A 24,188-nucleotide genomic window follows, 5' to 3' on the forward strand; every position below is an offset into this window, starting at 1 on the left:
GGGGCGGGCTGCCACCCCGTAGAGGGTATCAAGCTGATCGAAATCAGGGGCTTTTTGCCGCTTTCGGTCAGAACGGTCCGGATAGGGCTGCTCTGGCACCAGTCCCCATGCTAAGGACGGTTGCAGGACGATGGTTTCGGGCGAGGGATCTTCAGTGTCCGGGAATGTGAAAGACAAGCGGTATTGCATCATCGGCGCCGGGGCCTGCGGGCTTCCCGTCGTGAAGGCCTTGGCAGAGCGCGGCATCGCCTTTGACTGCTTCGAGGCGCTCGGCGATGTCGGTGGCATCTGGAACCCGCAGAGCCCGCACCGGGTCTACGATTCCACCCATCTCAATTCGTCGATGAAGCTGACGCGGTATCGGGATTTCAATGCCGCAGAAGACCTGCCCTACTATCTGAGCGCGGCCCAGGCGGAGGACTATCTCCGGGACTATGCGAAGCATTTCGGCCTCTACGACAAGATCACCTTCAACGCGGAGGTGGCGCGGGCCGAGCGGACAGGCGAGGGCTGGGACGTCACCCTGAAGGGCGAGAGCGCACGTAAGCATTACGACGGGCTGATCGTCGCCAACGGCCATCACTGGTCGCCGCGCATGCCCGATTACGAGGGTACGTTCACCGGCGAGGTGATCCACTCGCACGACGTGAAGTCGAAAGATCAGCTCAAGGGCAAGCGGGTGCTGGTGGTGGGCGCGGGCAACTCTGCGGTCGACATCCTGGCGGATGCTGCAGTCGAGAACGGGCGCGCGGTGCACAGCATGCGGCGGACCTACTACTTCTTCCCGAAGATGGTGTTCGGCAAGCCGACGGATCAGTTCGTCGATCTAACCAGCCGCTGGCCGCTGCCGCGCAGCGTGATGCGCTGGCTCTACCGGATGGGCATGGGCGTGCTGGTGGGCAAGCATCACCGCTACGGGCTCCCCGAACCGGATCACGATCTCTTCGAGGCGCACCCGACCGCCTGCACGGCCTATCTCGACCATATCGTGCATGGGCGGATCGTGGCCAAGCCGGGGATCGAGCGGCTGGACGGGAAGACGGTCCATTTCAATGACGGGACCAGCGAAGAGGTCGATATGCTGATCTTCGCCACCGGCTACGAGCTGACCTTCCCGTTCATGGATGCCTCCAACGTGCTGAACGAGGCGGGACGCTCAAAGCTGTTTCTGCACTGCTTCGACCGGACCTCCGACGATTTCTTCGTGGTGGGACTGTTCGAGCCCGCGGAAGGAGGCGTATGGCAGCTCGCCGATTATCAGGCGAAGCTGATCGGCAGCTTCCTGGTTTCGATGGCGCGGGCGCCGGAGAAAGCCGAATGGTTCCGCGACCTGAAGCGGGAAGCCCATCCCGATATCGGCCACGGCATCCCCTACAAGGGCACCATGTGGCACAAGTTCGAGATCCAGCATTACCGCTTCCGGAAATACATGAAGCGGCTTCTGAAGCGCTTCGGTACGGTCTCGGAAGAGGCGCTGGACGGACGTCCGCTCGACACGGAGACAGCTCGCCAGGAGCTCGACGAGGCGGCTTAGGCTTTCTTCCGCGCCTTCTTCGACGCCTTGCGGAGCTGGCTCGCCACCAGCCCGGGTGCGATGGCGCTCATGAAAAAAATTGCCCGATAGAGGGCAGGCTTCACCACCCGGTCCTTGCCGGCTTCCACCCCATCGACGATCGCTTTCGCCGCCTCGCTGAGACTCAAGTCGGGGAGCAGCTGCTTGTTCGTGGCGGGCACGTTCTCCCGGCTCCCGGGATTGTGCTCCCAGTAGGGGCTCTCCACGGTGCCGAGCACGATCAGGGTCACGCCGATCCCATCGGGCTTCAGTTCCGAGCGGAGCGCCTCGGCGAACCCCTTCACGGCATGGCGGGCGGCGAGATAGGTGCTGGCGTTGGGCCAAGTGAGATAGGCGCCGGGGGAGGCAACGAAGGCGAGCCGGCCTGAGCCGCGCTGCACCATGGCCGGAAGAAGCGCGCGGGTGAGATAGACGCTGGCGAGATAGGGGACGGCCATCATCTTCACGGCCTCCTCGGTGCTGGTCTCCAGGAAGGGAATCCAGCGGCCGACTCCGGCATTGTTGACGATTAGGTCCGGCGGGCCCGCCTCTTCGATGATGGTGTCGGCGGTTCGCTGGACGGCGCGGTCGTCGGCAAGATCGACCGGATAGACATCGGCTTTCCCGCCGGCTTCCCGGATGTCGCCCGCAACGGTCTCCAGCCGCGCGCGATTGCGGGCCAGTAGAAGACAGCGATAGCCTTTCTTGGCGAGCTGCTTGGCGGTCTCGGCGCCGATTCCGCTTGAAGCGCCGGTAATCAGGGCCAGCTTTTTGCTCATCTCCGCCCCCTTCCTGATGGCTCGGCAGGCGAGTTCCTGGCCTCTGTTGCGCGGCGGCTACAGTCGCACAGGAATTCCTCCCTCACCCGTCTAGAATACTGCGCAGGGCGAATCAGCGATATATTCTGCGTCTTCTTTTTATCGTTAACAGAGGGGACCGGTTGGATGGGCTCGTTTACTCGCGCCTTTGGGATGGCGCTTTTGGTGGCCGGTATCGGCTTTGGTTTTAGTGCGACGGCGAATGCCCGTTGCGTGGGTATTTCGGGAACGGCTGACGGGTTCGATCATCAGACGGCGATCTCTCGGGCGCAGGACTCGATTGCGCAATCTGTGGCTGGCATCAAAGCTCAGTATCGCGTTCGCAACGTCAGCCTGAGCCCGCGGAAGATGAAGCCGCAGCCTTACTGGCGCGATCAGGTTACGCCTGACCTCTTCGTGAAACCCGATATCGTGACGCGTCAGACCCACACGGTCTGCTGGCACGGTGTGGTTTCGCCTTACGTCTGCACGTCGGGTGCGCGCGCCTGCTTCTAGGCTTTGGCTGTGAGCAAGGCGGAGCGTTCCGCTTCTTTGGTGAAAGAGCCCCCGGATCCGTCCGGGGGCTTTTCATTTTGGGGTGTGGTTTGCGGTTCGGTGACCGGCGGGGGCTAGCGCGCCACCAGGATTAGCCCGCCGCCATGACCAGGGCGCCGTCGGTCTTGGTGCGTTTCATGATGAAGACAACGGGCAGGATGGCGAAGGTCACCACGCCGATGAACCAGAACAGGTCGATGAAGGCCAGGAGCTGAGCTTGTTTGGCGATCTCGACGACGATGGGCGCCATGGATGACGGCACGTCGGGATCCAGGCCCGCCCGGTCCAGATAGGACGTGATCTCCGGGTTGAATGGGTTCACATGCACCGTCAGCTGGCTCCAATGCACCTGTCCCTGGCGGGCCAGCAGCCAGCTCACCACGGCGATGCCGATGGACGAGCCGATGCCACGGGTCAGCGCGAAGAAGCCCGAGGCCTCGTCCAGCTTGTCCCGCGGAATATCGCTGAAAGCGACGGTGGTCAGCGGCACAAAGAACATGCCCATGCCGATGCCGGCGATCACGCCCGGCCAGGCAATGGCCCAGGCATCGGCCTGCAGGGTCAGCCCGGCTAGCATCATGGTGCCGATGGCCGAGACGATGATGCCGCTCGCCACGAGAATCCGCGCGTCGATGTAATAGAGAAGGATGCGGCCGGTGATGGCGAGGGCGATGGCGCTTGCGATGGCTCGCGGCATGAACAGCATGCCGGCGCTCATGGGCGGGTAACCCATCAGCCGCTGGGTGAGCAGGGGCAGGATGGCGATGGAGCCGAACAGGGTGACGCCATAGGCCATGATGGCGATGAGGCCTGCGGTGAAGTTGCGGTTCTTGATCAGGGACAGATCGACGATGTTCTTCGCGTAGTTCCAGCCCCGCATGAAGAAGGCGATGCCGGAGAAGACGGTGACGCCGGTCAAAACGAGGATGAGCTTGGAATCGAACCAGCCCTTGGACTGGCCCTGATCGAGCACGAATTGCAGGGAGCCGACGCAGAGCACGAGCAATATGAGCCCGGTCCAGTCTGTACTGAGATCCTGGGTGCGCGACTTGGGCAGCTGACCCATAGCCAGCAGCAGCGCGAAGAGACCCAGCGGCACGTTGATGTAGAAGACGGCGCGCCAGACGAATGTCTCGGTGAGCCAGCCGCCGAAGGTGGGGCCGAGAATAGGCGCCACCATGATGCCTAGGCCGAAGATGGCGAGGGCCTGGCCGTGCTTCTCCTTCGGGAAGGCGTCGAGCAGGATGGCCTGGCTGAGCGGTACGAGGGGCGCGCCGAAGATGCCTTGGAGGAGCCGGAACACCACCATGCTCTCCAGATTCCAGGCGGTGCCGCACATGGCCGACGTGATGATGAAGCCGACGATGGAGGTGGTCAGCAGACGACGGCGGCCGAAGCGCTTCGAGAGATAGCCGGTGAGCGGCATGACCACGGCGGAGGCGACCAGATAGGAGGTCAGCACCCAGGTGATCTGATCTTGGGTGGCGCCGAACGCGCCCAGCATATGGGGCGTCGCCACGCTCACGATGGTGATGTCGAGAACCTCAAGCACCGCCGCAAGCACCACGGCCACGACCAGCGCCAGCGACGGCTTCGGATGGACCTCCGGCTGGGGGACGATCGGGACCGGGACTTCGGCGGTGGCTTCCGTCATTGCGCGGCCTGCGCGTCTCCATTGGCCGCCGTGCCGGACGCCGTGGAGCCTGCCTCGTCGTCCTTTTCGGTCGTGTCGATGGTGACGGTGGCGGTCGCGCCGACGCGCAATGGCTTGTCCTTATGCTGGTCCGGCTTCGGAATGCGGACCCGCACGGGGAAGCGCTGGGTCACCTTCACCCAGTTGCCGGAAGCGTTCTCCGGCGGAAGCACGGAGAACGTGGCGCCAGAGCCGGGGCTGATGCTTTCCACGACGCCCTTGAACTTCACCCCCGGATACATGTCGAGGCTGATATCGGCATCCTGGCCGGGCTCGAGCCGGGCGATGTCGGTTTCCTTGAAGTTGGCGTCCACCCACCAGTGATCGCCCTCGATGATGGCGAAGACCGGACGGCCCTGACCCACGGTGGTGCCGGGGCGCACATCGACGGTGGAGACCGTGCCGCCGCCGGGCGCCAGCACATGGGTCTTCATGCGGTCGTAGATGGCCTTCTGAAGCTGGGCCGCGGCAGCGCGGAGCTTCACGGTGGGGGTGGAGATGGTCAGGTCGGCGTCCTGGGCCTTGGCGAAGGCCTTGACCGCGTCGTCGTAGCCTTTCAGGGCATCGCGCCAAGCTTTCTCGGTCTGGCCGAGCTCATCGGAACTCGTGGCGCCTTGTTTCAGGTCGTCCTTCGCCTTCTGATAAGCGGTCAGCGCCTCGTCGAGAGCGCGGCGCTTCTCGTCCAGGGTCTTGGCGGCTTCCTTCAGATCGTCGGCCTCGGTGCCGGAGGCGGCGGCCGCGGCATCGAACTGAGCCTTCGCGCCGCGCAGGGCGGCATCATAAAGGGTGGGGTCGATGTCGAAGAGCGGGTCGCCCGCCTTCACCTTCTCGTCGCTGTCGACATAGACCGTCTCAACCACGCCGTTCACTTCAGGCGCGACCCGGACGATCTCGGAGCCGATATAGGCGTTCTCGGTGCTCGGGTAGTAAGCGCGGTACTGCCAATAGCCGAACATCCCGGCCACCATGAGGACGAGCAGGACGCCAAGCGCGATCCAACGGGTCCTGACGGACAACAGGCGTTTGGGCTCCTCGGATTCGCTGGAAGCGGTCTCGGTCACTTCTAGTCCTAACCTCGTCTGAAACGGAAAAAGTCTTGCGCTCAACTTTGCGCAGCATGCCGATCATCCCAAGGATCGGCAGAATTATGGCGTGGCTTAAACTGACTGATGCTGCGTCGCAAGGGGTGGATGGTTAATGGCCAAACCTTACGGCTTCGTATGCTGGCACTCTCAGGAGCAAATAAGGTGTGTCCGCATGGCTGGGCTCTGTTGAATGTGGGCGACGTGCGCCATAGAGTCTCCCCGTTCCGAGGGGTGTCCCGGGTAAGGGACTGAGACGCCGCAATCGCATATTCGTTGGTTAGCTCTTGTGGGCCACGGCCGACACGGAGATGTGCCCAGCGGTGACCCTTTGAACCTGATCCGGGTCACGCCGGCGAAGGGACGGGAACCGTTTCAAGCCGCTTTCCCGGCAGCCTCCTCTCACACAAAGGAGCTTGCCGATGAACAAGCAATTCTCAACGACCGATCTCGAGACCTCGAAAGGCGCAGGTCCCGACATTTCTCCAAAAGTCACGACCGGTCCGCTGACCGGCAGCCGCAAGGTCTATTCGTCGCCTGAAGCCGATCCAAACGTCCGGGTGCCGTTGCGGGAGATCAGCCTCGCCGATCCCGACATGCCGGCTTTCCGGCTCTACGACACGTCCGGGCCCTACACGGACGAGGCCGCCGCGATCGACGTGGACCAGGGGTTGCCGCCCTTGCGCCGCGGGTGGATCGAGAGCCGCGGCGCGGTTGAGCCTTACGAAGGCCGCACCATCAAGCCCATCGACAACGGCAATGTCTCGGGCAAGCATCTCGCCCGGAACTTCCCGAACCTGCGGCAGCCGATCTGCGGCGTGGGCGAGGCGCCGGTGACCCAGCTCGAATTCGCCCGGGCCGGGATCGTCACATCCGAGATGGTCTATATCACCCACCGGGAGAATGCCGGGCGCGCGCAGGCCGCCGACGAGGCGAAGGCGCGTCTCGCGGACGGCGAGAGCTTCGGCGCTTCCATCCCCGAGTTCATCACGCCGGAATTCGTGCGCGATGAGGTGGCAAGGGGCCGGGCGATCATCCCCGCCAATATCAACCACCCCGAGACCGAGCCGATGATCATCGGCCGGAACTTCCTGACCAAGATCAACGCCAATATCGGCAACTCCGCCGTGACGTCGTCCGTCGAGGAAGAGGTGGAGAAGATGGTCTGGGCGATCCGCTGGGGCGCCGACACGGTCATGGATCTCTCCACGGGGCGGAACATCCACAACACCCGGGAATGGATCCTGCGCAATTCGCCGGTGCCCATCGGCACGGTGCCGATCTACCAGGCGCTGGAGAAGGTGGACGGCGATCCGGTGAAGCTCGACTGGGAGGTCTACAAGGACACGCTGATCGAGCAGTGCGAGCAGGGGGTGGACTATTTCACCATCCATGCGGGCGTGCGGCTGGGCTATATCCACCTGACCGCGGACCGGGTGACCGGGATCGTTAGCCGCGGCGGCTCCATCATGGCGAAGTGGTGCCTGGCCCGGCACCAGGAGAGCTTCCTCTACGAGCGGTTCGGCGACATCTGCGACATCATGCGGAAGTATGACGTCTCGTTCTCACTCGGCGACGGGTTGCGGCCGGGCTCCATCGCGGACGCCAACGACCGGGCGCAGTTTGCCGAGCTGGAGACGCTGGGCGAGCTGACCAAGATTGCCTGGGACAAGGGCTGCCAGGTGATGATCGAGGGGCCGGGTCACGTCCCCATGCACAAGATCAAGGTGAACGTGGAGAAGCAGCTCGAAGAGTGCGGCGAGGCGCCATTCTATACGCTGGGGCCGCTGACCACGGATATCGCGCCGGCCTACGACCACATCACATCCGCCATCGGGGCGGGGATGATCGGCTGGTTCGGCACGGCGATGCTCTGCTATGTGACGCCGAAGGAGCATCTCGGCCTTCCGAATAAGGAGGACGTGAAGACCGGTGTGATGGCCTACAAGATCGCGGCGCACGCCGCCGATCTCGCCAAGGGGCATCCTCTCGCGCAGGCGCGCGACGACGCCATCTCAAAGGCGCGGTTCGACTTCCGCTGGGAGGATCAGTTCAACCTTTCGCTGGACCCCGAGACCGCGCGGCAGTTCCACGACGAGACCCTGCCCAAGGAGGCCCACAAGGTCGCCCATTTCTGCTCCATGTGCGGACCGAAATTCTGCTCCATGGAGATCACCCAGCAGGTGCGCGACTACGCGGCGAAGCTGAAGGGCGAGCAGGCGGCGCAAAGCCCGGAGACGGTGGAGCAGGCCCGCCGCGAGGGCATGGACGAGATGAGCGAGAAATTCCGCGAACTCGGCGAGAAGGTCTACGTGCCGGTGGAGGAGTGAGGGGGTGTCTTTTCTGAATCAGTCGGATGGCGCTTCTTCAGTTTCTCCCAACAGGAGTCCTGATATCTGCTCGAACAAATCAGCGTAATCAAAATAGCGGCATATCATCAGAGAAAGACCGCAAGTAATATGTATCAATTCTTGTAACGATACCTCTAGGCCGCTTTCCTGAAAAATGCCTCCCGCTATCGCCCTTTCAGGGTTGTGTTTGTTGGGTGAGATTGCAGGCGTCACATGAGTGTAGCGTTCAGATAGTTCCGAGTACCAGGTGGAGGGTGTCAATTCGAGTTCAGGAGCGAGTCTGCGTAGCTTGGCTCGGACCTTTGATGGACTGAAGTCTCGCATCCGAGTGGGTTTATCGGAGTCGATCCAGTGCGAAATTGCATCCTGGTCTACGGTGGACAAAGCTACGAGGTGATAGATTTCTCCGATTCCTCTCACCAAGTTCAAAGCTTCATCGTAGTAGCCGCTTGTCAGTAAGGTGAAAGCCGCGCAGGCGTGATTGTACGCTCTCGCGGACAATCCCTCCAATAAATGAGGACCCTTATTGCAACCGCGGTGGCAGGTGGCTGCTTGGTATAACGCGCAGAGACAGATGCCGAGCAGGCGTAGATCCGGTGAGCCGGTTTTAAGCCTGTCGGCTGTTTCCGCCTTGGCTAGCTGAGCGCCTTTCGCGATGAGAGTGAAATGAGCCAGACCGGACGGGATGCCGTGATTTTCTTCGGGCGCCGTCCTCGTATTTGCGGAGTGATCTTTCATCTAGGCTGTAACCCCTCGGAGGGCCGCGAATTATGAGAGTAATCCCATTCTTGAAGACGGTATTCTAGGGCCGATATTCGGCGGCCCCCTCACTCCGGCAAGCGCCACACCCACCACGCCAGCGGAAGGACCGCGGCTTCCAGCCCTGCGTAGACGATCAGCAGGGGATCGGGCAGGCCGTCGATGGCGAAGCTTAAGCAGCGGCCTGCGAGGAGGCCGCCGGCGAAGACCATGACTGTCAGGATCGCGACGCTCTTGTGCTTGCCCGTCAGGGCGCGGGCGAGGCAGAAGACGGCGCGCAGGTCTATGTGCCGGTGGAGGAGTGATGGGTGGAATAATGAGCCCGAGCGGACATTTCGTCAGTTGAGCGTGTTCTTGTAGATCTTGCCGTCCTTCATGATCAGGTCGAAGTTCTCTTCCGGATCGGCGACCAGATCGAGGTTCTCCAGGGGATTGCCATCGACCAGGATCAGGTCGGCATAGGCGCCCGGCTCGATCACGCCAAGAGGTCCAGCCGGATATGGATTGCGCGGACCGGATAGCGCCAGCAACTCGCCGGCGGTCGATGTTGCCTGGCGCAAAGCCTCCGCCGGCGTGAACCAACGTCCCAGCTTGGCAAGCTGCTTGCCCTGCTTCTTTGCGAGCTCGGGGTCGAAAAGGGTATCGGTGCCGAAGACGATCTTTACGCCCAGCTTCTTCGCCTCTCTATAGACGTTCTCGGTTCCCTCGGTGACAAATTCGAACTTTGCCTGATTTGGCGAGCCCGGCGGGAAGGGAATGGCGTCTTCATCGTTAAGGACCGGCTGCATGCTGAGAAAGGCGCCCTTCTCAAGCATCATTCGCAGCGTTTCCTCGTGCAGCAGGTGCCCGTGCTCGATTGAGAGGACGCCAGCCTCGAGCGCCTGCTGCGCCGCCTTGTCGGTGAAGACATGGACGGCGACATAGGTGTTCCACTCGCGAGCCGCTTCGACGGCAGCCTCCATTTCCTCCGGCGAATACTGCGTCACATCGATAGGATCAAAATTCGAGGCGACTCCGCCGCCAGCCATGACCTTGATTTGAGTAGCCCCCATGCGCAGCGCTTCGCGCGTGCGCTTCAGCACCTCCGGGACGCCGTCGGCGACCACGAAGTGGCCCACGCGCTGCGTATGATCAAGCGGTGCGGCGATGTCGAAGGGTGCTCCCGTGGCCGGACGCCAATCGCTGTGGCCCGAAGTCTGCGAGATTGCCGGACCGCTGGGGAAGATGCGCGGTCCGTCGTACACGCCCGCATCCGTCAGCTTGTGAAGAGAAAAAGCATTGCCGGCCATGTCACGCACGGTCGTGAACCCGCGCAGCAACGCGTCCTCGTTCGCCTTGGCCGCGTTCAAGGCGTGATAAGCCAGATCGGTGTTCAGCGCCTGCGCAATGCTCAATGTGGCGAAGTTCGCATGCCAGTGCATATCGATCAGACCCGGCATCAATGTGCGCCCACTACCGTTGATGACTGTCGCGCCCTCGGCCTCGATCGGATCGGTCGAGACCTGCTTGATCAGATTGCCCTCGACCAGAACGTTGGCGTTCTCGATCCGCTGCTCGTTCTTGCCGTCGAAGACATTGACGTTGGTGAAGAGGGTTTGCGGCTTGGTGTTGGCCTCCTGCGCGAGCGCCGGGAACGGTGCCGTTATGAGAACGAGCAGAAGCAAAACAAAGCGGTACATAGAGCCTCTCCCTTGTTCTTGGGCGCAAGAGCACTGCAACCCAGGATAGGTATATTGCACCCGGATTTAAACATTTTTCGGCGATGGGTGCTGAAGAGCGCGCTTCGTGCCAGAGCCAGCGGCGGTTAGGGCCAACGCGCCTCGAACTCTCACTCCGGCAAGCGCCACACCCACCATGCCAGCGGCAGCACTGAAGCCTCCAGCCCTGCGTAGACAATCAGCAGGGGATCTGGCAGGCCGTCGATAGCGAAGCTTAAGCAGCGGCCTGCGAGGAGGCCGCCGGCGAAGACCATGATCGTCAGCACGGCGGTGTTCTTGTGCTTGGCCGTGAGGGCGCAGGCGAGCCAGAAGCCCGCCAGCGCCAGATAGAGCCCCATGACCGCCCGGAGGATATGGGCGCTGCCGACACTGAGGTCGCTCAGCCCGAGAAAGCTCCTGGCGAACCACTGGGGATCGAGCCCATAGAGAAGCGCGATCACGCAGACGATGCCTGCGGTGAGGATCAGGAGCGCCCGCTTCAGGTCCCAGGACTTATACACGGCGTCATCTCCCTCAAAATTTCCATCCGGCAATTGTGCCCCGAATAGGCGAGAATGCCGCCTTGTTGGAGGCTTTGCCAGGGAGGATCGGCAGATGAGCGATCATGACGGTGTGGCGGCGGCGGCCGCGGCTTTCTACGACGCGCTGAACATCTTTTTCGGCGGCGAGATGGAGCCCATGAAGGTGGTCTGGTCCCATGCGGACGACGTGACCTATATGGGGCCGGATGGCGGGTTTCAGGTGGGCTGGCGGGCCGTGCTGGCTGAATGGGAGAAGGTGGCGGCGATGAAGCTCGGCGGACATGTAGTGCCGGAGGGCATGCGGATCACCTGCGGCGGCGATCTCGCTGTCGTCAGCAACTACGAAAAGGGCACCAACACGAATATCGGCGATGGGCCGGTGGACGTTCTGATCCGCGCCACGAATATCTTCCGCCGCGAGAACGGCGCCTGGAAGATGATCGGCCACCACACCGACAAGCTCTCGTTTTTGGCCTGACGGCGCGCAGGGGGCAGAGCAACCGCACCCCAAAACGAAAACGCCCCGAAACCCGGCAGGGTGGCCACCGGGTCTCGGGGTCGTTCGGTCGGTCAGTCAGTCGGCGCGGATCAGCACCAGGATTTGTCGCATTCCCGGAAGCGGGTGCCGTATTCTTCCTTCATGGACGCGCCGTTTTCCCACTCGGACTTGCTGACCGAGTTGGAGTTGTTCTCGTCCAAGGCGTTGAAGGTCGGCGCGAAGGTGGCGTCGCCGATCACCTCGGGCAGCTTGTTGAACTCGGCGCGGCTGATGGAACCGCTGCCGTCGGCGTCGAGCTCCGTGAAGCTTTCCGCCCACTCGGCGGCCATGGCCGAACCCGAGAACAGCAGAACTGCAGCAGCCAAAGCGACCCATGTCTTGGTCATTGTTGTTCCTCCCGAACAATTGTTCATTGCCGTGAAGCCCCCGGCCCTTGCAGCCGGCGGGCTCGCTGCCGGTTTCCGGCAGCCTCGCAATTGGGCGCTTTTCGGGGAATTTTTGCCAATGGCAGACCTGCCCGATCCGGCGCGACAATCTGTCCCAAAATTACCTGGGACATGCGCCAATGGGGCCGTGAAGAGCGGCGGGGCAGGATTGTAAAACTTGGAGGAGGGGAAGCTTAAGCCGCTCAATTTATTGCAGTTTCCTGCGCGGCCTGACAATAGCCGGAAGGCAGGCGGAAGCCGTGAGAAATTGTCACAGCCTCCGCTTTGAGTGTGGCGGGATCCGCTACTTCAGGGTGATGGCGAGGCCGCTGAGATCCGCATTGGCCATGAGGCCTACCTGGCGGCCTTCCAGCTTCAGCACGGCGCCTTTCGGGTTGGTCAGCACGATGGCGCGGACGCCCGCGCCGACCGCCAGGCCTGCGCCGGCCGCGGCGTAGACACCGGCCACGTCGGACGGGCTCTGGATGTTCTCCACCGTGCCGTTCAGCACGGTCTTGGAGCCGCCGAAGATCAGGCCGTAATCGAGGCCGCCGACGCCCAGACGATAGGTCTTGCCCTTGAAGGTGAGGGTGCCGCGGCCGCCGGAGCCGCCGATGATCCAGCCTCCTTTGAGGATGGTGAGCTGGACGGTGCCCGTGTCCGCCTTCGCGGCCGGCAGGCCGACGCCCAGGGCGCATGTCAGGACAAAGGTGGCGACGAAGATATTCCGGAAAATGCTGGCGATGCGCATGGCGCGTTCCCCCTCTGTTGGGCTTTGCAGTCCGATGCTGCGCGCCCAGTGAATGTTGCCGCTTCGGGCCCGCGAATCAATCGCTAGGCCTCAACGAAGAAGGGTATGGCACGGAAGGGGCGAAAAGCGGGCGGGAGACGGTCTCGCTACGGATCGCGTAGGAAGAAGCGCCGCTTGGGCGAATAGTCCAGAACCTTGCCGTCGAAGATGGGGGCTTCTTCAGGCGTGGCGGCGAGAATGAGCTCGACGCTGGAGACGGTCTGGATCGGCAACCGAGAATCGGTGAGCGCTAGGCGCTGTGTTCCTCCAGCAGCTCGAACAGCGCGGGGTAATCGTCGAGCACGCTCTCGTCGCCGGTGAAGAGGCTATACTCGACCCGGTCCACCAGAAACTCGACTTCAAGCCGAATTCCGATCAGCGGGATCAGGACCAAAATGCCATCGTCGCGCTGGTGCTCCAGAGTGTACCAGAAGCGTTTGTCCTTCAGGTAGTTGAGGAAGGGCAGGAGATCGCCGATGTCGCTGACGGGCAGGGACATGCGACGGTCTTTCAGCGCACGATCAGATTTCCGAAGACGGATGGATCGTAGTCGATCAGGCGTTTCTCGCTCGCGTCCAAGACCTCGTTCGGGATGGCGACAGCGAACTGGAAGCCGCTCCCGTCATGCAGCGCAGCGGCGGGATACCTCTCGCGCCGGTCGCCACCGAGGTTCAGCCCCGGACCATGATCTTCCACGGTGCCGTCGGGGTATTGGGTCGATCGGGCGATTCCCCAGTCGATGGAGACGAGCCATTTGCTGCTTGGGCCGGTGGCGCTCAGGGCTTCGGCGAATTCGCGGGCGTATTCCAGTGCTGCTTCGGAGAGGCTTACCTCCCCCGGCAGGCGGTAATACTGCAGCTGTTCGTCGTTATCGTTGTTAGACGCTAGTTTCATAACCTGCCGCCCCTACTCCGTTTTGGCGTGCTCTCTGCGCGATTATCGATCGACCCATATCCCGCGCGGCCGTTTGCCGATGGATGTGTGAGTAAATGTGCGTCCGTCACGGCACTCATAGGTTGCAGTATACTCAATGGGTCCCGTCTCGTGTGAGGTTTGTGCGAGCCCGACGACAATACAGATCGGAATCACATCTCCGGCGAGGCGACGCCTCGCTCTAGACCCTCGCGGGTTGGGGATCAGAAAGCGGTCTTGCTCTCTGTTTTCGTTGTTGCGTTCTGATGTGGTGTTCGGTTCGGCGCTTGCGATGGCCGAGCCACCGCCACCTCCGCCGCCATTCCCATCGGTCCATTGGCCGCCGTCAGGATTGCCGGCGGGAACGCGGGGCTGGTTGGGATTGTATTTGAAGGCGTGGACGAGGCGCCGGAAGCTGGCCTCAACGGCCTGCGCCTTGATCTGCCAGCTGAGCCGGTGAAGCCGGAATATGAGCGTGACGCCGTCCATGGGGCACAGGATACGCTCTCACGAACAAGTGGGGATAAGCGGCTATTGAAGGGCGTGGTGAGACGCCTGCGCGCTTCCGATCAGGGGACAGCCCAGGGCGCGTTCGAAGGCGCGGACCAGATCCTCATGGGTCTGGGCGGTGACGTAGCGGCCGCCGGTCTGCTTTGACAGGCATTGCACGTCGAGGATGCTCTGGGGGCCCATCCACTGCACGGCCTTCATCTGATAGGCGATGACGTGAACGGTGACGGCGCCGGTGGCCCGCAGCTTCTTGCCGAGCTCGCAGGGCGTGCCGCCGCAGGTCTCCTCGCCGTCGGTCAGGAGCACGACGACCCCGGGCTTGGAGCGGTAGTTCAGGGTCTCGGCGGCCTTCTCGACCGCCGTGGAGAGCGGCGTTTTGCCGGCGGCATCGAGCACGTTCACCGCCGCCATGATGGGTTTGGCGGCGTTGGGCACGGGCGGAAGCTTCAGATCCACATTGCATTGCAGGTGGGGGCCCGGCCCGTAGGTGATGAGGCCCACTTTCCGGAACTGGGTGACGTTGGGGAGCACTTCTGCGAGGGCTGCGCGCACCTCCTGGATGCGCGTCAGGGGCGAGAAGATGTCCTGGGTGGTCGCGCCTGCCATGGAGCCGGACGCGTCGAACACGATCATCGCGTCCTGGGTGCACAGATCCATGGCATCCTGGGCGGGCGCGTGGCCGGGGAGGAGCGCCAGTCCTATCAGTGCGGTGCTGGCGAGAAGGCCGGCGCAGAGGAGGCGTGAAAGCGACGACATTCTCCGAGGTTACCGCTTTCGCGAGCCGTTTGGCAGAGCGAAATCGATCAACTCGCGGTGATTTCGCCTAGCGGCATTCGGCGGTGAAGGGCGGCGGGGCGGGATCGGAGATCGTCGTCGGGCGATTGAGCTCCGGATAGTCGCTCGGCAGCCGATCGATCATCAGGCGCACGTCGTCGTAGCGGGCCGGGTGGGTCGGTGCGCCGAGCACCACGATAACGATGGTCTGGCCGTTGGGCGCGCGCCAGCCGACGATGAGATTGTAGAGCCCCTTGGAGAAGTAGGAGCCGGTCTTGGCGCCGACGATGCCAGGCTCGCCGACGATCTCGATGATGTCCTTCAGCTGCTTTGAGCGCGGATTCGGCCCACCGATCTGCACGGTCCGGTGGGCGCATTGCCAATAGGGCAGGAGCCGGGGATCGCGGAAGGCGTCGGCGCCCAGCAGCGCCAGGTCGCGGGCCGTCGAGACATTGTAGCGGGACATGCCGTGAGGATCGGAAACCTCGGTATGGGTGGCGCCGACATTCTGGGCCTTGCTGCGCATGGCCGTGAGGAAGCGCTGGGTGCCGTTGCCGCCCTGACCTTCCATGGCGAGCATGATGCTGCCGCCGTAGCGGGCGATGGCGTTGGAGGCATCGTTGCCGGAGACGAGGAGCATGCCGTAGAGCAGATCCTCGATGCTCCAGACATCGCCGGGCTTGAGGTCGGCGCTGGAGCCCGGGGCGAGGTCGCCCTGTTCGATGGTGAGCTGATCCGAAAGGTCGCCCTGGAGCAGATCCATCAGCACGCTCGCCGTGAGCAGCTTGGTGATGGAGAGCATGCGGTACCGCTCGTTGGGGTTCTTCTCGTAATAGACCTGACCCGTATCGGCGTTCATGGCGTAGACCGCCTTGGCCTGGACGCCGGGTGGCGGCGAGGCGGCGAAGGCCGCCGGGGCGCAGGCCATCAGGAGGCCGATCAGCATCGTCAGGCCGGCGATGGCTTTCAAACGCGGAAATGTCATCGGTGAAGGAAGCACGGGTGTTTGCGACAGGCGGTTCTCAGAAGACGGTCCATTCGGCGTGACTATACGGCAATCAGATGACTTTGGAGTTTCCTCTTGGACGTCACCGTCGTGCCTTTAGTTCCGCACGAAGGTGCCGAGCCCGGTGCGGTCGTAATAATCCAGCACGACCCGGGTCGCCTGGCCGTCCTCGCCCAGGGTGAAGATCGCGCCCGCGAGGCCATTCGCGTTCTCGCCGATTGTCTCGAAGCTGAACGTGTCGCCGTCGAAATGGGTCAGGGCGAAGGTGGTTGGCGCATCGAGCGGGCCCATTGTCATGGAAAGCGCACCTTTCGTCTCCGTCACCGTGAGCGGGCCGTAATACCCGTTGGCGTAGCGGCCGGTGTAGGACGAGAGCTTTTGGGCTGGCGCCGGTACGGCAGGGGCTTTCGTGTAGTCGATCTTCGGCGCTTCGGCGGCGCGCATCTGGTCGAAGACATGGCCGAGGAAGCCGACCCAGTCGACGGTCACCTTGCCGTTCTGGGCGACGTCCAGGAAGGACGCGCCGATGGCTTCGGCCACACCGATGGGCATACCGTTGGTGAGCACGACGATCCCCAGATCCTCGCCGGGCATGAAGGAGATGTTGGTGGCGGTGCCGAGCTCGAAGGCGCCGGAATGGCCCAGTCGGAAACGCCCTTCGTCGTCATAAGAGACGTTCCAGCCGAAGCCGTAGAAGCTTACCCGGGCGGCCGGCGATGAGGGCGCCCCCGGAATCATCTGGGGCACGTGGGTGGCGGCTAGCGCATCCGCATCGACGATCTTCTTGCCGTCCAGAGTGCCCTGGCCGAGCTGCAGACGCGCAAAGCGGAGCATGTCGTTGAGAGAGGCCGAGGCCCCGCCGGCGGGGGCTTCGGCGTCCGGGTCGCGGTCGTAGACTGCTTCCCAGCGGTTATCGGGGAAGCGGTGATGGATATGGGCGCGGTCCTCGTCGGCGAGAAAATCCGCGTGGCGATAGCTGGCGGTCTTCATGCCCGCTGGCTCGAACAGGACCTCTTCGGCCAAGTCTTCCCACTGCATGTCCGTCGCTGCGGCGGCCGCGACCGCGCCGGCCGTATAGCCGAAATTGCTGTAGTGGTAGGTCGCGCGGAAGGGATCGAGCGGCTGCTGATCGATGTGGGAGAGGATGTAGGCGCGGTCGAAGCCGAGATCCTCCAAAAGATCGCCCGAGCCGGTCTGGAGTCCGCTCCGGTGAGACATGAGATCGGCAATGGTAGCGTTGGCCGTGACGTACGGGTCGCTCAGCGCGAAGGCCGGGTTATGGCTCCTGGCCGTATCGTGCCAGCCTACCAGCTCGTCACCGACCAGCTTGGCGACGATGGTCGAAGCGATGGGCTTCGATACGGAGGCAAGCTGGAAGACCGTGTCCGGATCGACCTTGCCGTCCTTACCCACTTCGCGCACGCCGAAGCCTTCAGCGAAGATCACCTTGTCCTTGTAGACCACACCGACGGCGATGCCAGGCACGCCGGTGCGCTCCATGGCCTTCTCGACGATGCCGGGCAGGGCCTCCTTCGCGCGGTCGATATCGGCTTCCGTGAACAGGGGCGGCACGGGGACGACGGGCGCTTCCAGCAGCTTCTTGCCGCCGGTCTCGTCCGCCTCAGCGGCTGGCGCTTCTTGCTGTTTGGAAGGCTCCGCCGTGGCCACAGCCGGCTGCAACAACCAGGCGGCGCTCAAGCCGGCGAGGGCGAGCGTGATGGCGCTGATGCGGGCCAGAGCAGGGTGGTGGGGCGCGGCGAGTGCGGGCATCGGAGGTCTCCAGACGTGACATCTCACGGGTCTCTAAGTGGCAGGCCATTGCCGGGACAGGGCGGCTTGCATGGGCTGCCCCGCTCACTGCCATGGTTCAGGTAAAGGCCAAGTGCACGCAAAGTGCATTGCGAGTGCACATGGTACGCATATCGAAGCCAGGTTGGGGGAAGACATGAGAGAGTTCTTCAGGCTGCTGGTCCACAAATACGGATGGGTGCACCTGTCGCTCGGCCTGTTGGGGAACACGGCCTTCTTCATCGGCAGCGTGATGTTCCTGCCGAGCTTTGCCAGCTGGAAGACCTTTGCCGTGTGGCTGTTCATCGGCGGCTCCTTCTTCATGCTGATCGGCGCCATCGGGCAGCTGCTGGTCAATGTGCTCGACGATACGCCCATCGCGCCCAAATTGGGGCAAGAGCGCGGCAAATAAGACGCTGAAAAGCCTCATTTTTTCTCGGAACCGCCGATTTGGCATCTGGGTTTATTCGCCGTCGAGGACGGGGATCGCCGGTGCGCCGCTCAGGCGTCCTGCCCGGCACCCCGAAACCCAACGTTCAGGGAGAAATGACGTGCTGAAACAAACTCTGGCTGCCATCGGGCTCACCCTTGCGGGGGCCGTGGCGGCGACTTCCGCCAGTGCCGGACAGGCGACGATCGCTGTGACCCCCGCCATTCAAACCGGTGCTGCGAGCGCCGATATGATCACGCCGGTCAAGCGCTGGCATCGGGACGATTGGCGCTACGACCGCTATCGCCATGGGCGGTATTATGATCGCCACGCGGATTACCGCTATCGGCATCACCATCATGATCGGTACGCCCCGCCGCCGGGTTGGCGCCGCTATTCCTATGCGCCCTATGGCTGGCGCGACCGCGGCTGCATCAATGTCGGGCCGGTCTGGTACTGCTCCTAAGAGATCAGCGTGCGAGGGAAGGAAGGGCTGCTGGACCCTGCGCCGGCGGCTCTTTCTTCGCTTGTGCGTCAGACCCGCGTCCCAACGCGGGACCGCGAGCAAGGCTCCTTTGAGCACTTCGCCAGTTTCATCGAGAAAGCGTGGTTCGGCTTAAGCGGATTCAAGCGCCTCCTCGCCATATTCCTGGTCTAGGTATTCCGCGTGCCGAGCTTGCCGAATGCCGAGGATCGAACCCTCGAGAGGATTAGACGTGTTGAAATATGTACTCGCCGCCGTGACGGTGGCGCTTTTCGCCTTCTCAGGCGCGCAAGCTGCGCCTCAGGCGAGCTCACTCAAGGTCACCCCCGCCGTCGCTTATGGCGATTCATCGGATCTGCTGGTGCAGGTGAAGAAGAAGCGGTACCGGAACTACAAGCATTACAAGCACAACAAGCGGTACAAGCACTATAAGCACGACCGGTATTATCATGACCGGCACTACCGGTATCGGTATGACCGGGATCGCCACTACCGCCATAATTACTATCGGCGTCCGCCGCCGGGCTGGAACCGCTATCACTACCGCCCCTATGGCTGGAGCCGCCGCGGCTGCATCGCCTTCGGTCCGGTGTGGTACTGCCCGTAAGCGTGCCCGCCAAGACGGATTAGACAGGGTCGCCGGTTCTGCCGGCGGCCCTTTTTTGTGCCGTTTCAGAAGATCGGGCTATTTCTTTGCGGGGCTTGAGATTCGCATCCGGGGGAAGAGCCGATGCAAACTTACGTGCTATGGGCGCTGTTCGGGATGCTGGGTTATTCCTTCATGACGCTGTTCGTGAAGCTGGCCGAACGAAGCGGCAGCGCGTCCACCTACATGGTGCTGATCGCGATCTGAGCTTGAGGCTGCGCGCGCGTTCGGGAACGGGAGGGCCGCGAAGCGGCTTTATCCGTCAAGGTCTGGACACAGCAAAGCGGTACGGTCCAGGCTGCAGAGCTTCTTTGAAGTCCCGCATCGAGAGACAGCAGCCGAGGCCCCCCGAATGCCCGATCTCACCAAGGTCAAAAGAGCGCTTGCCTATTTGCGTGAGGAGATCCCGGCGGAGGACATCTCCAAGAATGCCTCCGTCCAGCATCCGCACAACACGGCGCGCGTGGTCCCGGAGCGGCTGCCGCCGCAGACCGTGAAGGCGCTCTCTCAGCTGGAGCCATGGAAGGCGGTGACGGCGACGCTCCTCCAATGGGCGGGCATCGCCTTGGCGATTGCGCTCTGTACGCTCTACTGGCACTGGGCGCTCTATCTGATCGCGGTGATGTTCATCGGCGCGCGGCAGCATGCACTGCTGATCCTCGGCCATGACGCCTCCCATTACCGGACCCTGAAGTCACGCTGGCAGAACGATCTGTTCTCCAATCTCTTTATGATGTGGCCGACCTTCGCGTCGGTGGAGGCGTTCCGGAAATTCCACGCGACCCATCACCAGTACACAAACCTGCCCGACGATGGGAACCGGCATATCTGGTACACCCATGACGCGGCGGGAGAGCTGGCGCCGGACTGGCAGTTTCCCAAGAGTCGGTTCGGGCTCTTCATGGTGCTGCTGCGCCGGGGGCTGTTTCTCACCGGTCTGTTCTGGATCGTGCGCGGGCTGATCGGCTCGACGCTAGTGCCGTCGCCGGGCTGGATGCGCGCGACGCGGCTCGCCTTCTATGGCGGCACGGCGATCGCCCTGACCGTGTTCGGCGGCTGGACCGCCTTCCTGCTCTACTGGATCGTGCCGTTCTGCACCTGGCATATCGTGGCGCAATATGTGCGGCTGATCTGCGAGCATAGCGGCGTGGACGCGGATGAAGAGGAATACGCGATCACGCGGAGCACCATTCCGACGCTGATCGAGCGGATCTTCATCCTGCCCTGCAATGTCGGCTACCACATCGAGCATCACTGGTATCCCAGCGTGCCGTTCTACAATCTGCCGGCGCTGCATGAGGCGCTGATGGAGCGCCAGGGCTTCCGCGAGAACGCGGTGGTCACCAAGTCCGTGTTCGCCTCGCTCGGCGAATGTGTGGACCGGGCCGCTCACGGCGCTGCTACCCCTGCGGCGGAAACCGGGCGTTGAAGTCTTTCGTCGAGTTGACCTGCGGGTAGGGCGTGTCGGGCACCAGCACGTCGAGAAAGCTGCACAAGGGCTCCCAACCGTCTCCCGGCTGATAGATCAGCATCCGGTTCGGCGGCACCTCGGCGAGCACCGCTTCGGTGTGGGCCTCATAGGTCGCGATGGCGTGCTCCTTGCCGAGATCGCCGCCGAAGCTTCCCTCCACGACGATGGCGTCGATCATCTCCATATGAGCGCGGCGTTCGGCTGTGAGCGTCTCTGCTTCCCCGGTCTCCAGCATCTCGCGGAAATCGAGCATGCGCCGGAAGATGGTCGCTTCCGCACTCGCGTACCATTCGGCCGCAGGGCGCAGGCTATGGATCACCTTCGCGTCCGGATGGGCGGCAATCATCTCCCGCCAGACGAAGGCGGACGGCCAATCGACGGTGGCGCGATAGTCTTGAAGGATCCTGCGCCATTGATCCGTCTGGCCTTTCGCCACCTCCAGCCAGCGCCGGTCATGATCGGGATGCTCGCGGGTCTCGGCCATGTGGTAGCAGGGGCAGAAGCCGAGCTCTTCGAGGGCGAATTTCAGGGACAGGGTGCCCGTCCGCCCAAAGCCTGTGCCGATGACCTCAAGCATGGCGGGCTCACTCGACCGGCGTCAGAACGAAGGTCGTGACCCCATCCTTCATCTGCTTCGTCACGGTGAAGGTCTCGTCCACGGGAATCCTGACGATTCCCGTGCCGCCGCCGGTCGTCTCATAGGGGCTGTCGTCGGCCGCCTCGATCCGAAACATCACGCTGCAATCGGGCTTGCCTTCGATGGGGAGCGGCAGGGCCTTCCCCTTGATGTCGCCGCCGAAGGCCGGGTCCTCGGCGCTCTTCGTCGGGAAGCAGGTCTCAGCAATGCGATAGTGCTCGTCGGTGGCGATGTCGGCGTTGATGGTGCCCAAGGTGACGGTCTTGCCGTCCCGCTCGGAGAGAAGCGCCGCCGCTGCCGGGTTCTCCGGCTCGGCCATGGTGATGAATATCTCGCCGATCTTGGGCGCATCCTCGGCCAGGGCCGGCGGGGCTATCAGGATGAGGGCTGCGAGCAGCAGAATGGAGCGGGCGGCGGTCATGGTATTGGCCTTCGGGTTGGCTGGCGGTTTTCAAGGACACGCGACTCATTCAATGAGAAGCGGGCGAAGAAGGCAATGAATGCGAAGGAGACAAGCATGAGCGTGGCGCTGGACGAACGACAGGAGCAGCTTCCCGATCTCTTGGCGCCGGCTCTCGATATCGTCTTCGCAGGCGCGCAAGCCGGCGGGTGCTCGGCCAAGGCGGGCGCCTATTTCGCCGGGCGCGGCAACCAGTTCTGGCCGACGCTCTACGAGATCGGCCTGACGCCGCGGCTCTTCCAGCCCGAGGACTACAGGGAAGGACTCGATCTCGGCTTCGGCTTCACGGATCTGGTGAAGGTGGCCGGCGAGAAAGAGCGGAACGTGAAGCCCACGCCTGACGATCTCGCCGCGTTTGAGGCGAAGATGGAGAAGGTTGCCCCGCGCGCCATCGCCTTCACCTCAAAGGGCGCGGGCGCCTTCTGGCTGAAGCGGCCGGCGGCCAAGATCGACTACGGCTTGCAGGACGAGAAGGGGCCGGGCGGTGCTGCGCTCTTCGTGCTGCCGTCTCCCTCAGGTGCCGCCCGCAAGAGCTGGGATATTGCGCCTTGGCGGGAGCTGGCGGCATGGGTGAGGGGCTAGGCGGGATGTATAGTAAGAGCGTCTAACCCTTTATGCTGTTGCAGTATGGGTGCGTGACCTGACAATTATCGATGTCCCCTCGGCCACCCTCCCTTTTCGGAGTGATGTGATCGCAAGAGATCGCCTTGGCTAAGTCCAAGTATCCACCGCATAATTCGCACTTAGGAGCCGACTTAAGGCTTTCTCGAAGTGCAATAGCTGACTTGGTTTCGTCAGAAAACCCCACCGGTCCATCGATAAGTTTAAGTTCTGCAATTTTTCCTTTTAGTCCGAGAAGCTCAAGAATAATTGCGTCTGATATTTTCTTGTTTTCTCCGCACAACGCAGTCATTCCAGTAAGAAGATCTGATACTCTATGAATTCTCTGTCTGCTATTAACATTGGCTAAGGCTTGGTTTATTACTGATTTCCTCTTAACCAAGATAGTTTCTATGTTCTTTCTTACTTCTGTGAACTTTCTAAAAAAAGTAGAGTTATTGTTCCTAACTGCATCCGCCACCATTTTCACAGTTCCGAGAAATAGAAATCGGCTATGTCGACCCTTTTCATTGTAAAAGTAAACAGCTGGATGAAGGCCTAAACTTGATGGCGTAGTGCCTGTAATTTTCCTTATGACTTTTTTGGTGGAGCTCAAGGTCTTGTGCGTTAATGTCCCGTCTTCGTCGTTTTCAATATGGCTTATTGCCTTGTCTGGTTCTTCAAATCCATCGACTATCGCGAACGTGTCTATCAACATCTTTAAAGCATCTACGGGTGAAGATGTCCCGCCCAGCGGAAGATCTAATGTTTTGATTGGATTTGTTATCTCAGGTTCAAATAAAAGCCGATAAAGTTCTTCAGAATCTTCTTCTATTTGATTTATAATAGCTTCATCGAATTTAGACCAATATTTATGGCCTGTTCCCGCACGAACAATTGAGCGAGCGGCTATGGCGTAGGAAACTCCGCGATTTCTGAGAAGTAGTTCTTCCGTTTTATCGAGAGGTGTTCCTTGTGAATTTATCTTAAAGAATGATGTTTCGGCTACTTCTTGGGATCCTTGAATCCACTGTATCGGAATGGCCTTCGTAAATATTTTGCTTGCTAGAGATTTTTTTTCGAGATTGCTATCGCTGCTGTCTTCCCACACTGCAGCAAAGTCAGAGTAGCGACCCACGCTGCGCTCGACCATCCGACGTGTAGTTTTCGCTATTGCCTTTTGTTCTTCAGGAATTTCACCATTGTAGAAAGCATGCGATATGGCGCCGTCTCCATAGTCATTTTCGACCCATGCGCGAAGTGCACTAAGTCTGTGAGCGCCATCGATAACGAAGACGAAGGAGTCAGATTTCCAGAGGATCAATGATGGGATTAATTCCCCATGAGCGAAGCTAGATACTAACTCGACAACCTGACCTGGTCGCCAGTGGTTAGTTTCTCTCTGAAAGTCTGGTTTTCGGAGAATTTTTAGTATCGGGCTTTTGCTATCAAGGTGGGTTATCTGGAATTTATCGAATAAGTCGATTGAGGTGGATTCAGATTGTTGAGCGAAATCTGCCCGCTTAATCATTGCATCAAGGACAACCCGTTTTGCCATTCTGCCCCCCAATTTGGTTATCTGCTTATGCTAGCACTGCGGGTAGGGTAGGAGAATACCCGCGTGGCACTCCTCTTTAGGGTTTCCGACGGCGCAACGAGTTGGCTGACTTCACTCGCGGCTCCATGGGCTTTGCGGAGGCGTTGCTTCGTCCTATTTTCACAGGAACG

The 24,188-nt window shown here is 61.7% G+C and carries 29 protein-coding genes and 1 riboswitch; of the genes, 10 read left to right on the forward strand and 19 right to left on the reverse strand.

Annotated features, from left to right (window positions below):
- The first annotated feature begins 154 nt into the window (after positions 1-154).
- Positions 155-1,534, forward strand: coding sequence for a flavin-containing monooxygenase (locus ACFQ2F_RS05375; RefSeq protein WP_379086814.1), 1,380 nt, complete (start codon positions 155-157; stop codon positions 1,532-1,534).
- Here ACFQ2F_RS05375 and ACFQ2F_RS05380 read toward each other — a convergent pair.
- Positions 1,531-2,331 carry an SDR family NAD(P)-dependent oxidoreductase gene (locus tag ACFQ2F_RS05380; RefSeq protein ID WP_379086817.1) on the reverse strand — a complete coding sequence of 267 codons (801 nt, stop codon included), beginning with the start codon at positions 2,329-2,331 and terminating at the stop codon, positions 1,531-1,533. The genes ACFQ2F_RS05375 and ACFQ2F_RS05380 overlap by 4 nt on opposite strands.
- Before the next feature lie 252 nt (positions 2,332-2,583).
- On the opposite strand from ACFQ2F_RS05380, the gene ACFQ2F_RS05385 reads away from it, so the two are divergent.
- Positions 2,584-2,865, forward strand: a complete 282-nt coding sequence (locus ACFQ2F_RS05385; protein ID WP_379086820.1) for a hypothetical protein — start codon at positions 2,584-2,586, stop codon at positions 2,863-2,865.
- A gap of 130 nt (positions 2,866-2,995) precedes the next feature.
- On the opposite strand, the gene ACFQ2F_RS05390 is transcribed toward ACFQ2F_RS05385, so the two are convergent.
- Positions 2,996-4,558: a DHA2 family efflux MFS transporter permease subunit gene (locus ACFQ2F_RS05390; protein WP_379086824.1), complete on the reverse strand. Its 1,563-nt coding sequence runs from the start codon at positions 4,556-4,558 to the stop codon at positions 2,996-2,998.
- Positions 4,555-5,658 (reverse strand): efflux RND transporter periplasmic adaptor subunit, encoded by a 1,104-nt coding sequence (locus ACFQ2F_RS05395; RefSeq protein ID WP_379086827.1) that lies wholly within the window; start codon positions 5,656-5,658, stop codon positions 4,555-4,557. The genes ACFQ2F_RS05390 and ACFQ2F_RS05395 overlap by 4 nt, the downstream gene beginning before the upstream one ends.
- A 241-nt stretch (positions 5,659-5,899) precedes the next feature.
- Positions 5,900-6,060, forward strand: a riboswitch (TPP riboswitch).
- Between the two features lie 41 nt (positions 6,061-6,101).
- Between ACFQ2F_RS05395 and thiC the strand changes: the two genes are divergently transcribed.
- Positions 6,102-8,009 (forward strand): phosphomethylpyrimidine synthase ThiC, encoded by a 1,908-nt coding sequence (gene thiC, locus ACFQ2F_RS05400; RefSeq protein ID WP_379086830.1) that lies wholly within the window; start codon positions 6,102-6,104, stop codon positions 8,007-8,009.
- A gap of 18 nt (positions 8,010-8,027) precedes the next feature.
- Here thiC and ACFQ2F_RS05405 read toward each other — a convergent pair whose 3' ends face one another.
- From ACFQ2F_RS05405 to ACFQ2F_RS05420, 4 genes are all read right to left on the reverse strand, one after another.
- On the reverse strand, positions 8,028-8,768 hold the full coding sequence (locus ACFQ2F_RS05405; protein ID WP_379086834.1) for a hypothetical protein: 741 nt from the start codon (positions 8,766-8,768) through the stop codon (positions 8,028-8,030).
- Between the two features lie 89 nt (positions 8,769-8,857).
- Entirely contained in the window at positions 8,858-9,076 is a 219-nt protein-coding gene (locus ACFQ2F_RS05410) for a DUF4345 family protein (protein WP_379090602.1), read from the reverse strand.
- 51 nt (positions 9,077-9,127) lie between these two features.
- Complete coding sequence (locus ACFQ2F_RS05415; protein ID WP_379086837.1) at positions 9,128-10,468, reverse strand: metal-dependent hydrolase family protein; 1,341 nt, start codon at positions 10,466-10,468, stop codon at positions 9,128-9,130.
- Positions 10,469-10,617: 149 nt separating this feature from the next.
- Positions 10,618-11,007 carry a DUF4345 domain-containing protein gene (locus ACFQ2F_RS05420; RefSeq protein WP_379086840.1) on the reverse strand — a complete coding sequence of 130 codons (390 nt, stop codon included), beginning with the start codon at positions 11,005-11,007 and terminating at the stop codon, positions 10,618-10,620.
- A 94-nt stretch (positions 11,008-11,101) separates the two neighbouring features.
- On the opposite strand from ACFQ2F_RS05420, the gene ACFQ2F_RS05425 reads away from it, so the two are divergent.
- Positions 11,102-11,506 (forward strand): YybH family protein, encoded by a 405-nt coding sequence (locus ACFQ2F_RS05425; RefSeq protein WP_379086843.1) that lies wholly within the window; start codon positions 11,102-11,104, stop codon positions 11,504-11,506.
- A 110-nt stretch (positions 11,507-11,616) separates the two neighbouring features.
- On the opposite strand, the gene ACFQ2F_RS05430 is transcribed toward ACFQ2F_RS05425, so the two are convergent.
- From ACFQ2F_RS05430 to ACFQ2F_RS05470, 9 genes are all read right to left on the reverse strand, one after another.
- Positions 11,617-11,913, reverse strand: a complete 297-nt coding sequence (locus ACFQ2F_RS05430) for a hypothetical protein (protein ID WP_379086846.1) — start codon at positions 11,911-11,913, stop codon at positions 11,617-11,619.
- A gap of 343 nt (positions 11,914-12,256) precedes the next feature.
- On the reverse strand, positions 12,257-12,703 hold the full coding sequence (locus ACFQ2F_RS05435) for a hypothetical protein (protein ID WP_379086849.1): 447 nt from the start codon (positions 12,701-12,703) through the stop codon (positions 12,257-12,259).
- 146 nt (positions 12,704-12,849) lie between these two features.
- Entirely contained in the window at positions 12,850-12,975 is a 126-nt protein-coding gene (locus tag ACFQ2F_RS05440; RefSeq protein ID WP_379086852.1) for a hypothetical protein, read from the reverse strand.
- 17 nt (positions 12,976-12,992) lie between these two features.
- Positions 12,993-13,241, reverse strand: coding sequence for a hypothetical protein (locus tag ACFQ2F_RS05445; protein WP_379086855.1), 249 nt, complete (start codon positions 13,239-13,241; stop codon positions 12,993-12,995).
- 11 nt (positions 13,242-13,252) lie between these two features.
- Positions 13,253-13,636: a hypothetical protein gene (locus ACFQ2F_RS05450; protein ID WP_379086858.1), complete on the reverse strand. Its 384-nt coding sequence runs from the start codon at positions 13,634-13,636 to the stop codon at positions 13,253-13,255.
- Between the two features lie 42 nt (positions 13,637-13,678).
- Entirely contained in the window at positions 13,679-14,143 is a 465-nt protein-coding gene (locus ACFQ2F_RS05455) for a hypothetical protein (protein WP_379086861.1), read from the reverse strand.
- Positions 14,144-14,185: 42 nt separating this feature from the next.
- Entirely contained in the window at positions 14,186-14,920 is a 735-nt protein-coding gene (locus ACFQ2F_RS05460; protein ID WP_379086864.1) for a vWA domain-containing protein, read from the reverse strand.
- A 67-nt stretch (positions 14,921-14,987) separates the two neighbouring features.
- Positions 14,988-15,923, reverse strand: coding sequence for a D-alanyl-D-alanine carboxypeptidase family protein (locus ACFQ2F_RS05465; protein WP_379086867.1), 936 nt, complete (start codon positions 15,921-15,923; stop codon positions 14,988-14,990).
- Positions 15,924-16,040: 117 nt separating this feature from the next.
- Entirely contained in the window at positions 16,041-17,714 is a 1,674-nt protein-coding gene (locus ACFQ2F_RS05470) for a serine hydrolase (RefSeq protein ID WP_379086870.1), read from the reverse strand.
- A gap of 175 nt (positions 17,715-17,889) precedes the next feature.
- Here ACFQ2F_RS05470 and ACFQ2F_RS05475 point away from each other — a divergent pair, with 175 nt between their 5' ends.
- The 5 genes from ACFQ2F_RS05475 to ACFQ2F_RS05495 all read left to right on the forward strand — a co-directional run bounded on the left by ACFQ2F_RS05475 (position 17,890) and on the right by ACFQ2F_RS05495 (position 20,721).
- Positions 17,890-18,144, forward strand: coding sequence for a YrhK family protein (locus tag ACFQ2F_RS05475; RefSeq protein ID WP_379086873.1), 255 nt, complete (start codon positions 17,890-17,892; stop codon positions 18,142-18,144).
- 139 nt (positions 18,145-18,283) lie between these two features.
- A complete protein-coding gene (locus ACFQ2F_RS05480; protein WP_379086877.1) occupies positions 18,284-18,628 on the forward strand; it encodes a hypothetical protein in 345 nt (114 codons plus the stop codon).
- Between the two features lie 250 nt (positions 18,629-18,878).
- The gene (locus tag ACFQ2F_RS05485) at positions 18,879-19,253 is read left to right on the forward strand and encodes a hypothetical protein (protein WP_379086880.1); all 375 of its coding nucleotides are present in this window, start codon (positions 18,879-18,881) and stop codon (positions 19,251-19,253) included.
- Between the two features lie 123 nt (positions 19,254-19,376).
- Positions 19,377-19,499 carry a hypothetical protein gene (locus tag ACFQ2F_RS05490; RefSeq protein WP_379086883.1) on the forward strand — a complete coding sequence of 41 codons (123 nt, stop codon included), beginning with the start codon at positions 19,377-19,379 and terminating at the stop codon, positions 19,497-19,499.
- Positions 19,500-19,644: 145 nt separating this feature from the next.
- Positions 19,645-20,721 carry a fatty acid desaturase family protein gene (locus ACFQ2F_RS05495; protein WP_379086886.1) on the forward strand — a complete coding sequence of 359 codons (1,077 nt, stop codon included), beginning with the start codon at positions 19,645-19,647 and terminating at the stop codon, positions 20,719-20,721.
- Here the strand turns inward: ACFQ2F_RS05495 and ACFQ2F_RS05500 are convergent.
- Positions 20,693-21,340, reverse strand: a complete 648-nt coding sequence (locus ACFQ2F_RS05500) for a sulfotransferase family protein (RefSeq protein WP_379086888.1) — start codon at positions 21,338-21,340, stop codon at positions 20,693-20,695. The genes ACFQ2F_RS05495 and ACFQ2F_RS05500 overlap by 29 nt on opposite strands.
- A 7-nt stretch (positions 21,341-21,347) precedes the next feature.
- A complete protein-coding gene (locus ACFQ2F_RS05505) occupies positions 21,348-21,821 on the reverse strand; it encodes a hypothetical protein (RefSeq protein ID WP_379086891.1) in 474 nt (157 codons plus the stop codon).
- Positions 21,822-21,917: 96 nt separating this feature from the next.
- Here ACFQ2F_RS05505 and ACFQ2F_RS05510 point away from each other — a divergent pair, with 96 nt between their 5' ends.
- Complete coding sequence (locus ACFQ2F_RS05510) at positions 21,918-22,442, forward strand: mismatch-specific DNA-glycosylase (RefSeq protein ID WP_379086894.1); 525 nt, start codon at positions 21,918-21,920, stop codon at positions 22,440-22,442.
- 22 nt (positions 22,443-22,464) lie between these two features.
- On the opposite strand, the gene ACFQ2F_RS05515 is transcribed toward ACFQ2F_RS05510, so the two are convergent.
- Complete coding sequence (locus tag ACFQ2F_RS05515; RefSeq protein WP_379086897.1) at positions 22,465-24,018, reverse strand: GmrSD restriction endonuclease domain-containing protein; 1,554 nt, start codon at positions 24,016-24,018, stop codon at positions 22,465-22,467.
- Positions 24,019-24,188: the final 170 nt, after the last annotated feature.

The organism is Methyloligella solikamskensis, assembly GCF_042676065.1.
Taxonomy (GTDB): domain Bacteria; phylum Pseudomonadota; class Alphaproteobacteria; order Rhizobiales; family Methyloligellaceae; genus Methyloligella; species Methyloligella solikamskensis.